Genomic DNA, 13720 nt, shown 5'->3' with positions numbered 1-13720 from the left:
GGTGTTAAGCCGCTTGTTCCAACTGCGCCTGGCGGATGACGTTAGCCAGGCGCGACAGCCCTTCGCCCAACCGATCCGGCGAAATGTGGCTGAAATTCAAGCGCAAGTAACCGGGGTTGTCTTCCGGCTGGGCGAAGAAAGGTTCGCCCGGCATAAACGCCACGTTTTCTTTCAGCGCCGCGTCGAGCAGCGTGCGGGTGTCCAGCGGTTGTTTGAGGGTCAGCCAGAAGAACAGGCCGCCTTGCGGCACGTTCCATTCGGCGAGGTCGGCAAAATGTTCTTCCAGCGCCACTTGCATGGCGTCGCGGCGCACGCGGTAGAAGTCACGCAGCTCGGCCAGGTGCGACTTGTATTTCTCCGTGCCCAGCCATTGCAGCGCTTGCCATTGGCCGACGCGGTTGGTGTGCAAGTCGGCGGATTGTTTCAGGCGCAACAGGTGCGGGAACAGGTCCGGCGTGGCGATCAAGAAGCCGACGCGCAGGCCCGGCAACAGGGTTTTCGACACGGTGCCGGTGTAGATCCAACTGGCCTTTTTCAGGCGGCTGACAATCGGCGTGGCGCTGCCGGCGTCGAACACCAGCTCGCGGTAGGGTTCGTCTTCAATCAGGGTCACGCCGAACTCATCAAGCAACGCGGCCACGGCGTCGCGCTTGGCTTCGCTGTAGCGCACGGCCGATGGGTTCTGGAAGGTCGGAATCAAATAGGCGAACGCTGGCGTGTGCTGTTCCAGGCGCTTGCGCAAGGCGTCGAGCTGCGGGCCGTCGGCTTCCTGGGGAACGCTCAGGCAGTCGGCGCCGAACAGTTGAAAGGATTGCAGCGCGGCGAGGTACGTCGGCGCTTCGAGCAGAATTTCGGTGCCCGGGTCGATAAACAGTTTCGAGGCCAGGTCGAGGGTTTGTTGCGAGCCGCTGACGATCAGCACCTGGCTCGCGTCGCAGGCGATGCCCAGCGCCCGGGCATCGGCGGCGATGGCTTCACGCAGCGCCGGCTCACCTTCGCTCATGCCGTATTGGCCCATGCTCAACGGCATGTCGGCCCATTCCACTTTCGGCAGCATGGGTTCGGCGGGCAAACCACCGGCGAAGGACATCACTTCCGGACGTTGCGCAGCCGCCAGAATTTCGCGGATTAAAGAGCTTTTAAGACGGCTGATACGTTCGGAGAAGGCCATACAAGTCACCGGTAGCAAAGGCAGGGAAAAATAAGTCAAACTGATTGACCGAAATCGGCTAAACCGAAACTACGACGATACGGATAACAACGTCAATATGCTTGACCTTAAAAACTCAACCACTCAGCAAAATGCCATGGAAGCGTTTTTTTTCGGCTACCAGGCATTCACCGCCAAGGCCGATGAAATGCTCGCGCGCCGGGGCTTGAGCCGCGTGCACCAGCGCATTCTGTTTTTCATTGCGCGCAGCCCCGGCATGAGCATGAAAGAGCTGCTGGCGGTGTTGGGTGTGAGCAAGCAAGCGCTGAATATTCCCCTGCGCCAGTTGCTCGAAATGGACCTGGTGCACAGCGACGCCGCCACCGACGACAAACGCAAACGCCTGCTCTTTCTCACGCCCGAAGGCAGCAAGCTGGAAGGCGCCCTGCGTCGTGAACAAGTGAAGCTGTTGCGCCGTGCGTTTGATGAAACCGGCGAGGACGCGGTCAAGGGTTGGTTTGCCGTGAACCAGGCCTTGGCTCAGGGCGCAGCGGTCGAGCAATAGGCGGCCGATCTGTACGGCCATTTGCGCCAATTGCTGTATCGGGACGGCAACCCCCGCCGCCCGTAGGCTGGACGCTCGTTTTGGAGTGGAATGCCATGAGCCTCGAGCTGCTAATTGCCTTTATCGCCTTCGCCTTTGTCACGTCCGTGACGCCCGGGCCGAACAACACCATGCTGCTCGCCTCGGGGGTCAATTTCGGTATTCGTCGTACGGTGCCGCACATGCTGGGTATCAGCGTCGGGCTCATGTCATTGGTGTTGGCGGTGGGTTTTGGCCTGGGTCAGGTGTTCGAACAAGTGCCCATGCTGTACGTGATTCTGCGCTACGTCGGCGCCTTGTATCTGCTTTACCTGGCCTGGAAAATCGCCCGCTCCGGCGCGCCGGAAGCGAATGGCGATGAGCGCGGCAAGCCGTTCAGTTTTGCCCAGGCGGTGGCGTTTCAGTGGATCAATCCCAAGGCCTGGATCATGGCCGTCGGCGCCATTACCACCTTCGTGCCGCAACAAAATTTCGTCGTTAACGTGCTGCTGATCGCAGGCGTGTTCGCCTTGGTCAACTGCCCGACCATGAGCGTGTGGACCGCTGCTGGCAGCCTGCTGCGCAACTGGTTGCGCAACCCCGGCGCGCTACGCTTTTTCAATATCACCATGGCGCTGTTGCTGGTCGCCTCGCTCTATCCCATCTTCAAGGACGTGTGAATGGACACCGCTTCTACCCAACCGCTCCGCCCGCTGGCCGACAGTTCGCCATCGGCCGTGGTCGCCGGTTTCATCGCGATGATGACCGGCTACACCAGCTCGTTGGTGTTGATGTTTCAGGCCGGTCAGGCGGCCGGGCTGACCACGGCACAAATCTCGTCGTGGATCTGGGCGCTGTCCATCGGCATGGCGGTTTGCAGCATCGGTTTGTCGCTGCGTTATCGCACGCCGATCACCGTGGCCTGGTCGACGCCGGGCGCCGCGCTCCTCATCACCAGCCTGGGCCACGTGAGTTACGGCGAGGCCATCGGCGCCTATATCACCTGCGCGGTGCTGGTGATTATTTGCGGGCTTACGGGCAGTTTCGAACGACTGGTCAAGCGCTTGCCCGGCTCGTTGGCGGCGGCGTTATTGGCGGGGATTCTGTTCAAGATTGGCAGCGAAATATTCGTTGCCGCGCAGCACCGCACAGGCTTGGTGCTGGCGATGCTGTTCACCTATTTGCTGGTTAAACGCGCCCAGCCGCGCTACGCCGTGCTCGCTGCGTTGGTGGTCGGAACGGCGTTGGCCGGCGGCATGGGCTTGCTGGATTTCAGCGGCTTTCATTTGCAGGTGGCGGTGCCGGTGTGGACCACGCCGAGCTTTTCCCTGGCCGCCACCATCAGCATCGGCATTCCGCTGTTCGTGGTGGCCATGACCTCGCAGAACATGCCGGGCATCGCCGTGCTGCGTGCCGACGGTTACACCGTGCCGGCCTCGCCGCTGATCAGCGTCACCGGAATCGCCTCGCTGCTGCTGGCGCCGTTTGGCTCCCACGGCATCAACCTGGCCGCCATCAGCGCCGCCATTTGCACCGGGCCACATGCCCACGAAGATCCGAGCAAGCGCTACACGGCGGCCATGTGGTGCGGCGTGTTTTACGGATTCGCCGGGGTCTTCGGCGCCACGCTGGCGGCGCTGTTTGCTGCACTGCCGAAAGAGTTGGTGCTGTCGATTGCCGCGCTGGCCTTGTTCGGCTCGATCATCAACGGTTTGACCAACGCCATGGCCGAGCCGAAAGAACGTGAGGCCGCACTGATCACCTTTATGGTCACCGCCTCGGGCTTGAGTTTGTTTTCGATTGGGTCGGCGTTCTGGGGGATTGTGGCGGGGGTTTTGACCTTGCTGATTTTGAATTGGCGTAAGGGCTGAGGCTTTAAAAGCATCGCGGCTGAAGCCGCTCCCACAGGTTTTTGCGTTCCTGTGGGAGCGGCTGGGCGGCATTCCGATTAGCCGCGATGCTCTTCAATGTCTACGCAAACTCACGCCAACCTGAAATGCTCCACCATCCCCTGCAATTCATTGCTCAAACTCGCCAATTCAATACTCGACGCAGCCGTGCCTTCCATGGCCATGGACGATTGATCGGCGCTGCTGCGGATGTTGGTGACGCTGCGGTTGATCTCTTCAGCCACGGAGCTTTGCTCTTCCGCTGCCGCGGCAATTTGCTGGTTCATTTGGTGAATCACTGACACCGCCGCCGCGATGCTGCCCAAGGCGCTTTCGGTTTCCAGGGCGTCGCTGACGGTGAGCTGAACCAACGCCGTGCTGCTTTGAATCTGGCTGACCGAACTCTGCGCGCCTTTCTGCAAGGCGCTGACCAGCCGTTCGATTTCTTCGGTGGACTGTTGCGTGCGTTTGGCCAAGGCGCGCACTTCATCGGCGACCACCGCAAACCCTCTGCCCTGCTCACCCGCGCGCGCCGCTTCGATGGCGGCGTTGAGTGCGAGCAAGTTGGTTTGTTCGGCCACGCTTTTAATCACGCTGAGCACCGAGACGATGTTTTGAATTTCGCTGCTCAGGCTTTGAATACTGTCACTCGCCGAGCTGGACGACGCGGACAACTGTTCGATGCGCGCCATGGTCTGGCGCACCACGTTCTGCCCGTTAAGCACCTTCGAGTCGGCGGTTTCGGCGGCGCCAGCGGCCTCTTCGGCATTGCGGGCGACGTCGTGCACGGTGGCGGTCATCTGGTTCATGGCCGTGGCCACTTGTTCGGTTTCTTCTTTCTGGCTGGCGACTTCGGCGTTGGTCTGTTCGGTGACGGCCGACAGCGAGCGCGCCGAGGTGGCGATCTGGTTGATGCCGGCCTGCAAGCTGCCGACCATGCTGCTGAGGCTGGCAGACATCTGCTGCATGGCGCTCATCAACTGGCCGACCTCATCGGTGCCGCGTACTTCAATTCTGGTGCTGAGGTCGCCGTCGGCAATACGCGTGGCCACATGAATCACGCTTTGCAGCGGTTTGACGATGGCACGGGTAATCAGCAACGAAGCGCACAGCCCGACCAGAATCGCCAACGCCGAGGAGCCCAGAATCAGCATGGAATTGGCCTTGAGCTCGGCGCGCATGGCGGCGTCTTGGGCGGTGTAGGCCTGGTCCACTTCGGCCATCACCTGTTCGGCGCGCTCGCGCATTTGCGTGTACACCTGGCGCTCTTTGCCGAGCAGGTCGGTGTATTCGGCAAGCTTGCCGCTGAAGGTGGTGATGTTGGTGCTGACGTCGTTAAGCACCGTCAGGTAGCCGGAGTCTTTCACGGTGCTTTTCAGGGTTTCAGCCAATTGCAGGGCTTCATCGGCCTGGGCGATTTTTGTTGCTTCGAGGGTTTCGCCCTCTGCCGCTTTGCGGCTTTGCGCGAGCCGCAGGTGGGCTTCGTTCATGGCTTGCAGCATCAGGCGCGACACCTGGCTGACTTGCCCGGCCTGGACGATAAATTCCGCACCGTTCTGGCCTTGGGAATCTTTGAGTTCGTAGGCGCCGTCGTCGGCCAATCCGGCTTGCAGCAAATCCAGATTGTTGGCCACGCTGGTGACTGACCAACTGGCCATTTCCAGCGCCAGGTCTTTGGCCAGGGCCAATTCGACGAATTGATCGAACGAGGTGCGGTAGGTGCCCAACGCTTGCGCCACGGCGTCCATGGCGGCCGCGCTGGAGGGCGATTGTTCTTTGAGCGTGGCGGTGGCGGCGAGAATGTCGTCCACGCCTTTACGCAGCGCATCGGCGGCCTTGGCATCGCCGCTGATGGAAAACGCTTGCTCGTTCAGGCGCACGCGCAGCACCGCGCTGTTAATCGCCGACATCTGCTTTTGCGCTTCGAAGCGCTGGCTGATGGCCTGCAACGCGGTCACGCCAATGGCCGCCACCACGGCGGTAAGGAGCAGCACCAGACCAAATCCGCTGCCCAGCTTCTTTGCCATGCCCAGGTTGGCAAAACTGCGTTGCAAGATCGAAATCATCGCGCCGGTCCTATATCGAATGCTCAACGACAGGTCTGTGTATTCAAGATTCGTGCGAAGTTGCGACGCGCGAAGGCCCAGCACAAGCGGCTTTACCCTCAGATATGGCAAATAGCTATGTCGACGTCGTTTTCAGATCAAAAAACTGGCGTCAACGTCAGAGGCCGCTTCGCGCGTCGCCCCGGCGGCTAGAAACCCTGCCCCATTACGTCGCATGCGCCGCGAGAACAGACATCACACAACAGCAGATCAGGCGTGGAGGCCACAAAGTGCGCGGCGAGACCTCTTCGATGGATGGCGCCTCGCCCTCAAGAGCTGCGTGGTTGCTGAGCTAACGAATAAAAAGCTCTAGCACTTTCGTCTAACAGTGCGTTGACAAATCCGACAGCCTCTGTCGATAATCCCGACACAGTTGTACGACAACATATAACAACAAAAACAATAATCGCAGGACCACGCCATGACGACTCGCCCTCTCGCCAGTCCCCTACCGCGCCAGCCTTCGGCCCGGTCGTTCATTCGCCTTCACGGGCCCCCCCATCCTTTCGAATTCGCTGACGGTTAGTCCGCAGCAATAGGCCCGGCTGCGTTCAAGCCAGGCCCAACGCCTCGACACAGGGGCATCACCGGTTCCGCCTTTTGATGCAAGCCAGATTTGGCTCGCAGGGGAACGGCTTTTTCAAAAATGGGAGCACAACAACAATGAAGACCCGCACCACTCGATCGCTCGTCCTCTTGGGCGCCGGCAGCATGGCCATGGCTCTGCCGCTGATTTCACAGGCTGAAGGTTTTATCGACGACACCAAGGCGACGCTGACTTTCCGCAACGCCTACTTCAACCGCAACTTCACCAACCCGGCCTACCCGAACGCGGCTAATCCGCAGAACAAGGCCGAAGAGTGGACGCAGAACTTCATTCTCGATGTGAAATCCGGCTACACCCCAGGCCCGGTTGGCTTTGGCGTGGACGTGCTGGGCCTGTACTCGCTGAAACTCGACGGCGGCAAAGGCACCGGTGGCTCGCAACTGCTGCCGATTCACCAGGACGGCCGCCCGGCTGACGACTTCGGTCGCCTGGGCGTGGCGGCGAAAGCCAAACTCTCGAAAACCGAATTGAAGGTCGGCGAGTGGATGCCGGTGCTGCCGATTCTGCGCTCCGACGACGGCCGCTCCCTGCCGCAAACCTTCCGCGGCGGTCAGGTGACTTCCCAGGAAATCGACGGCCTGACCTTGTACGGCGGCCAGTTCCGTCAGAACAGCCCGCGTAACGATGCAAGCATGGAAGACATGTCCATGAACGGGCGCGGCGCCTTCCTGTCCGACCGCTTCAACTTCGGCGGCGGCGAGTACACCTTCAACGAAAAACGCACCACGTTTGGCGTGTGGTACGCCGAGCTGGAAGACATCTACCAGCAGCAATACTTCAACGTGCTGCACAGCCAGCCAGTCGGCGACGTCACCCTGGGCGCGAACCTGGGTTACTTCATTGGCAAGGAAGACGGCAGCCAACTGGCCGGCGACCTCGACAACAAAACCGGCTTCGCCATGCTCTCGGCCAAATACGGCGGCAGCACCTTCTACGTCGGCTTGCAGAAAGTCAGCGGCGACGATGGCTGGATGCGCGTCAACGGCACCAGCGGCGGCACCCTGGCGAACGACAGCTACAACTCCAGCTACGACAACGCTAAGGAAAAATCCTGGCAGCTGCGTCACGACTTCAACTTCACCGCCGTTGGCGTACCGGGCCTGACCCTGATGAACCGCTACATCAGCGGTGACAACGTGCACGTCGGCGCTGTGACGGACGGCAAAGAGTGGGGCCGTGAATCCGAGCTGGCGTACACCGTGCAGAGCGGCACGTTCAAAAACCTCAACTTCAAATGGCGCAACGCGAGCATCCGCCGCGACTACAGCACCAACGAATTTGACGAAAACCGCCTGTTCATCAGCTACCCGCTTTCGCTGCTGTAACCCGTCGGGCTTCGCCTGGCATCGACTTACTCCTCGTGTGAAAACACGCTTTGGCCCGTCCTCGTGACGGGCTTTTTTATTGCCCGCATTTTTTTGTAGGAGCGACTTTAGTCGCGATTCCTGAAAACGGTGCTTGCCGGTAAATCGCCATCGCGGCTAAAGCCGCTCCTACAGGAGTTTCGGGGGGCCGTAATACGCCGTTTTTTGTAGGAGCGACTTTAGTCGCGATTCCTGGAAACGGTGCTGGCCGGTAAATCGCCATCGCGGCTAAAGCCGCTCCTACAAAAGCATGGCGGGCATAAAAAAGCCCCGATCAAGTCGGGGCTTTTCTTTTCGCTGTAGCGCAGCGGTAAAACAACTACCGCGCGCTGCTGCGCATTATCACGCTGGGAAAGAAGGCGGATTTACGTCGGCCATGTCTTCCATTACGCGCACTACCTGGCAGCTGTAACCGAATTCGTTGTCGTACCAAACGTACAGCACAACGCGGTTGTCGTTGCAGATGGTGGCTTCAGCATCGACCACACCGGCGAAACGCGAGCCAACGAAGTCGGTGGAGACCACTTCCAGCGAGTTAACGAAGTCGATCTGGCGATGCAGATCCGAGTGCAGCGCGACGTAGCGCAGGTACTCGTTCATTTCTTCGCGGGTGGAGGCCTTTTCCAGGTTCAGGTTGAGGATGGCCATCGACACGTTCGGGGTCGGAACGCGAATGGCGTTGCCGGTCAACTTGCCAGCCAGTTCCGGCAGGGCTTTGGCAGCGGCTGTGGCAGCACCGGTTTCGGTGATCACCATGTTCAACGGCGCGCTGCGACCACGACGGTCGCCCTTGTGGAAGTTGTCGATCAGGTTCTGGTCGTTGGTGTACGAGTGAACAGTTTCGACGTGGCCGTTAACGATGCCGAACTTGTCATTCACCGCTTTAAGCACCGGCACGATGGCGTTGGTGGTGCAGGAAGCGGCGGAGATGATTTTGTCGTCCGGGGTGATTTCACCGTGGTTGATGCCGTGCACGATGTTTTTCAGTTTGCCTTTGCCCGGCGCGGTCAGTACCACGCGGTCAACGCCAGGGCAGGCCAGGTGCTGGCCGAGGCCCTCGGCGTCACGCCATACACCGGTGTTGTCGACCAGCAGCGCATTGCTGATGCCGTACTGGGTGTAGTCGACTTCTTTCGGCTCTTTGGCGTAGATAATCTGGATCAGGTTGCCGTTGGCGGTGAGGGTGTTGTTTTCCTCGTCAACGGTGATGGTGCCGTTGAACGGACCGTGTACCGAGTCGCGACGCAGCAGGCTGGCGCGTTTGACCAGGTCGTTGCTGGCGCCTTTGCGCACAACGATAGCGCGCAGACGCAGACCGTCGCCGCCACCAGTTTTCTCGATCAGGATGCGTGCCAGCAGACGACCGATACGACCGAAGCCGTACAGCACAACGTCGGTGCCTTTACGCGGGGTGCCGTTTTGCTTGCCAACCACGGCGGCCAGTTCGTCACGCACGAACTGCTCGATGGCGCGGCCGTTGCCGTCAGCTTTGAATTTGACCACGAGCTTGCCGAGGTCGACCGAGGCGGCGCCCAGCTTCAAGCTGCTCATTTCTTTCAGGACGGCGAAGGTCTCGTGAACCGAGAGTTCGCTTTCGTCAGCCTGGCGGTGACGGGCAAAGCGGTGGGCTTTGAGAATCTGGATAACCGAACGGTTAATCAGGCTGCGACCGTAAATTGAGGTCACCACGTTGTTGTTGCGGTAGAGCTGACCAATCAGCGGAATCATCGCCTCCGCGAGTGCTTCACGATCAATCCATTCACCAAGACACTGATCAGGCTTCTGAGTCACGGGCAATACCTTTAACAAGTATGTAGGGGCTGAAAAAACGGGCTACATTATGACGGGCTGTGCAACCGCCGGCAATCTGCAGCGGACGAAACACTGACAGCAGCGCGGCGGGATAGTTACAATCCTTCCGGTTAATCCTCAACCGGAGCCACGACCTCTCGTGTCCGTATTGCGCTTACCCAGCCTTCCTGCCGCCTCCGGCAAACAAACGTGGGGCAACCTGCCCGGCGCCGCCCTGAGCCTGGCCATTGCCGAAGCCGCCAACGCCGCCAAGCGTTTCACCCTGCTACTGACCGCCGACAGCCAGAGCGCCGAGCGCCTGGAGCAGGAGTTGCGGTTCTTCGCGCCCGAGCTTCCGGTGCTGCACTTTCCCGACTGGGAAACCCTGCCCTACGACCTGTTTTCGCCGCACCAGGACATCATTTCCCAGCGCATCGCCAGCCTGTACCGGCTGCCCGAGCTGAGCCACGGCATTCTCGTGGTGCCGATCACCACCGCCCTGCACCGCCTGGCGCCCAAGCGTTTCCTGCTGGGCAGCAGCCTGGTGCTCGACGTGGGCCAGAAGCTCGATGTGGAACAGATGCGCACGCGCCTGGAAGCCACCGGCTACCGCTACGTGGAAACGGTGTACGAGCACGGAGAGTTCACCGTGCGCGGCGCCATCATCGACTTGTTCCCCATGGGCACCGCGCAGCCGTACCGCATCGACCTGTTCGATGACGAGATCGAAACGCTGCGCACCTTCGACCCGGAAACCCAGCGCTCCATCGACAAGGTGGACTCCATTCGCCTGCTGCCGGCCCGCGAGTTTCCGCTGAATAAAGAAGCCGTCACCGGTTTCCGCGCGCGTTTTCGCGACCGCTTCGACGTCGATTTCCGCCGCTGCACCATTTACCAAGACCTCAACAGCGGCATTACCCCAGCGGGCATCGAGTATTACCTGCCGCTGTTTTTCGACGAAACCGACACCCTGTTCGATTACCTGCCAAGCGACACGCAAGTGTTCTCGCTGCCGGGCATCGAGCAAGCCAGCGAGAACTTCTGGAACGACGTACGCAACCGCTATGAAGAACGGCGCGTGGACCCCGAGCGGCCGTTGGTGCCGCCGGCCGAGTTGTTCCTGCCGGTGGAAGACTGCTTCGCGCGCCTGAAAAACTGGCCGCGCGTGGTGGTCAGCCAGCAAGACGTCGACACCGGCGTCGGCCGCGAGCGCTTCGCCGCCCAGGCATTGCCGGACCTGGCCATTCAAGCCAAGGCCAGCCAGCCAATGGCCGCGCTGGAAACCTACCTGGCCGACTTCCCCGGCCGCGTGTTGTTTACCGCCGAATCGGCCGGGCGCCGCGAAGTGCTGCTGGAGCTGCTCGCGCGTTTGCGCCTCAAGCCGGTGGAAGTGGACAGTTGGAGCGACTTTGTAAAAGGCAAAGAGCGCCTGGCGATCACCATCGCGCCGCTGGACGACGGTTTGCAGCTCGACGACCCAGCCCTGGCGCTGATCGCCGAAAGCCCGCTGTTCGGCCAGCGCGTCATGCAGCGCCGCCGCCGTGAGAAAACCCGCGGTGACCACGGCGACGCGGTGATCAAAAACCTAACCGAGCTGCGCGAAGGCGCGCCGGTGGTGCACATCGACCACGGCGTCGGCCGTTACTTGGGTTTGGCCACGCTGGAAGTGGACAACCAGACCGCCGAATTCCTCATGCTCGCTTACGCCGACGAGGCCAAGCTGTATGTGCCGGTGGCCAACCTGCACTTGATCGCCCGCTACACCGGCAGCGATGACGCTCTTGCGCCGCTGCACCGTCTGGGCTCGGAAACCTGGCAGAAAGCCAAGCGCAAAGCCGCTGAGCAAGTGCGTGACGTGGCGGCCGAGTTGCTCGACATCTATGCGCGCCGAGCGGCCCGTGAAGGCTATGCCTTCGCCGATCCGAAACTGGATTACGAAACCTTCAGCGCCGGCTTCCCCTTTGAAGAAACGCCGGACCAGCAAACCACCATCGAAGCCGTTATGGCCGACATGCTGGCGCCCAAGCCGATGGACCGCCTGGTTTGCGGCGACGTGGGCTTCGGCAAAACCGAAGTGGCCATGCGCGCAGCGTTTATTGCCGTACACAGCGGCAAGCAGGTGGCGATTCTGGTGCCGACCACCCTGCTCGCCCAACAGCACTACAACAGCTTCCGCGACCGCTTCGCCGATTGGCCGGTGACCGTGGAAGTGATGAGCCGCTTCAAGTCCGACAAAGAAGTGAAAGCCGCGGTTGCGCAGTTGGCCGAAGGCAAGATCGACATCGTCATCGGCACCCACAAGCTGCTGCAGGACGATGTGAAAATCAAAAACCTCGGCCTGGTGATCATCGACGAGGAACACCGTTTCGGCGTGCGCCAAAAAGAGCAGCTCAAAGCGCTGCGCAGCGAAGTGGACATTCTCACCCTCACCGCCACGCCAATTCCGCGCACGCTGAATATGGCCGTGTCGGGCATGCGTGATCTTTCGATCATCGCCACGCCGCCGGCGCGGCGGTTGTCCGTACGCACCTTTGTGATGGAGCAGCAAAAGCCGGTCATTAAAGAAGCCTTGCTGCGCGAACTGCTGCGCGGCGGCCAGGTGTACTACCTGCACAACGATGTGAAAACCATCGAGAAATGCGCCGCCGACCTTGCCGAACTGGTGCCCGAAGCCCGCATCGGCATCGGCCACGGGCAGATGCACGAGCGCGAGCTGGAACAGGTGATGAGCGACTTCTATCACAAGCGTTTCAACGTGCTGATCGCCTCGACCATTATCGAAACCGGCATCGACGTGCCGAGCGCCAACACCATCATCATCGAGCGCGCCGACAAATTCGGCCTGGCGCAATTGCACCAACTGCGCGGCCGCGTGGGCCGCAGTCACCACCAGGCGTACGCCTATTTGCTCACGCCGCCGCGCAAGCAAATGACCCCCGACGCCGAGAAGCGCCTGGAAGCCATCGCCAACACCCAAGACCTCGGCGCCGGCTTTGTGCTGGCCACCAACGACCTGGAAATTCGCGGCGCGGGCGAGCTGCTCGGCGACGGTCAGAGCGGGCAGATTCAAGCGGTGGGTTTCACCTTGTATATGGAAATGCTCGAACGTGCGGTGAAAGCCATCCGCAAAGGCGAGCAACCCAACCTTGAGCAGCCGCTGGGCGGCGGGCCGGAAATCAACCTGCGCGTACCGGCGCTGATTCCTGACGCTTACCTGCCGGATGTTCACACGCGCTTGATTCTGTACAAACGCATCGCCTCGGCCGCCGACGAAGACGCGCTCAAAGAGCTGCAGGTGGAAATGATCGACCGCTTCGGCCTGCTGCCCGAGCCGACCAAAAACCTGATGCGCCTGACCTTGCTCAAACTGCAAGCCGAGCAACTGGGCATCAAGAAAGTCGACGCCGGCCCGCAAGGCGGCAAAATTGAATTTGCCGCCGATACCCAGGTCGATCCACTGGTGCTGATCAAGCTGATTCAAAGCCAGCCCAACCGCTACAAATTCGAAGGCGCTACGCAGTTCAAAATCCAGGTGCCGATGGAGCGTCCGGAAGAGCGCTTTAACACGCTGGAAGCGCTGTTCGAGCGCCTCACGCCTAAACAAGCTTGATTATTAAAGGACTACCGAATGCGTGCCCTCCGTTATGTCGCCCTGTTGCTCAGCCTCGTTACGCCGATGGCGTTTGCCGACGGCCTGTATCAGGTTGAGCTGATCATTTTTCGTCAGGCCGGCGAGCCCATTCCCGCCAGCCAAACCGCCCCCGATGACTGGGCTGCCGGCGTGCAAGGCAGCGCCGCTGACAATGCCCGTGGCACGGCGCTGAACGGCGAAGCTGCCAAGCTGAATCAGAACAACGGCTACACCGTGCTACTGCACCAGGCCTGGCAACAAAGCATGGGCGAGGCGCCGACCAAGATCGCCGTGAACACCGGCAACCAGCAGTTCGGTCACTACCCGGTGGAAGGCACCCTGAGCCTCAAGCAGGTTCGTTTTGTCGATCTGGACGCCGACTTCTGGATCAACCAGTTCGACGCCACCGGCATGCTCACCGGCAGCGAGCGCCTGAAGCGCACCGCGCGGTTGAAAGCGGGCGAATTGACGTATCTGGATCATTCGAATCTGGGCATGTTGATTCGTATCAGCCCGCTCTAATCCGCGAACACAATTCCCGCGTAGGAGCGGCTTTAGCCGCGATGCTCTGGATCTTTAAAAGCATCGCGGCTAAAGCCG

Annotated in this window: 9 protein-coding genes and 1 pseudogene; 6 read left to right on the top strand and 4 right to left on the bottom strand. The window is 60.7% G+C overall.

Going from position 1 to position 13720, the window contains the following annotated elements; translation table 11 throughout:
• Positions 1-4: 4 nt before the first annotated feature.
• Complete coding sequence (locus ACZZZU_RS21385; protein ID WP_463541533.1) at positions 5-1171, bottom strand: aminotransferase-like domain-containing protein; 1167 nt, start codon at positions 1169-1171, stop codon at positions 5-7.
• Positions 1172-1268: 97 nt separating this feature from the next.
• Between ACZZZU_RS21385 and ACZZZU_RS21380 the strand changes: the two genes are divergently transcribed.
• The 3 genes from ACZZZU_RS21380 to ACZZZU_RS21370 all read left to right on the top strand — a co-directional run bounded on the left by ACZZZU_RS21380 (position 1269) and on the right by ACZZZU_RS21370 (position 3604).
• Positions 1269-1715 (top strand): MarR family winged helix-turn-helix transcriptional regulator, encoded by a 447-nt coding sequence (locus ACZZZU_RS21380; protein ID WP_463536343.1) that lies wholly within the window; start codon positions 1269-1271, stop codon positions 1713-1715.
• 95 nt (positions 1716-1810) lie between these two features.
• The gene (locus tag ACZZZU_RS21375; RefSeq protein ID WP_463551747.1) at positions 1811-2413 is read left to right on the top strand and encodes a LysE family translocator; all 603 of its coding nucleotides are present in this window, start codon (positions 1811-1813) and stop codon (positions 2411-2413) included.
• On the top strand, positions 2414-3604 hold the full coding sequence (locus ACZZZU_RS21370; RefSeq protein WP_463551746.1) for a benzoate/H(+) symporter BenE family transporter: 1191 nt from the start codon (positions 2414-2416) through the stop codon (positions 3602-3604).
• Between the two features lie 110 nt (positions 3605-3714).
• On the opposite strand, the gene ACZZZU_RS21365 is transcribed toward ACZZZU_RS21370, so the two are convergent.
• Together ACZZZU_RS21365 and ACZZZU_RS21360 are read right to left on the bottom strand one after the other, a co-directional pair.
• Entirely contained in the window at positions 3715-4560 is an 846-nt protein-coding gene (locus tag ACZZZU_RS21365) for a methyl-accepting chemotaxis protein (RefSeq protein ID WP_463552171.1), read from the bottom strand.
• 15 nt (positions 4561-4575) lie between these two features.
• Positions 4576-4776: pseudogene (locus tag ACZZZU_RS21360) on the bottom strand (HAMP domain-containing protein); the annotation flags it as partial.
• 1614 nt (positions 4777-6390) lie between these two features.
• Between ACZZZU_RS21360 and ACZZZU_RS21355 the strand changes: the two are divergent.
• A complete protein-coding gene (locus tag ACZZZU_RS21355) occupies positions 6391-7659 on the top strand; it encodes an OprD family porin (protein WP_463551745.1) in 1269 nt (422 codons plus the stop codon).
• Positions 7660-8040: 381 nt separating this feature from the next.
• Here ACZZZU_RS21355 and ACZZZU_RS21350 read toward each other — a convergent pair whose 3' ends face one another.
• On the bottom strand, positions 8041-9489 hold the full coding sequence (locus ACZZZU_RS21350; protein ID WP_122492512.1) for a glyceraldehyde-3-phosphate dehydrogenase: 1449 nt from the start codon (positions 9487-9489) through the stop codon (positions 8041-8043).
• A gap of 160 nt (positions 9490-9649) precedes the next feature.
• Here ACZZZU_RS21350 and mfd point away from each other — a divergent pair, with 160 nt between their 5' ends.
• Complete coding sequence (gene mfd, locus ACZZZU_RS21345; protein ID WP_122492513.1) at positions 9650-13099, top strand: transcription-repair coupling factor; 3450 nt, start codon at positions 9650-9652, stop codon at positions 13097-13099.
• An 18-nt stretch (positions 13100-13117) separates the two neighbouring features.
• The gene (locus ACZZZU_RS21340) at positions 13118-13642 is read left to right on the top strand and encodes a CsiV family protein (protein WP_463551744.1); all 525 of its coding nucleotides are present in this window, start codon (positions 13118-13120) and stop codon (positions 13640-13642) included.
• Positions 13643-13720 lie beyond the last annotated feature (78 nt).

Source organism: Pseudomonas sp. AC136, assembly GCF_979258585.1.
The sequence above is the reverse complement of the archived record's forward strand: the minus strand, read 5'-3'. Positions and strand labels throughout refer to the sequence as shown.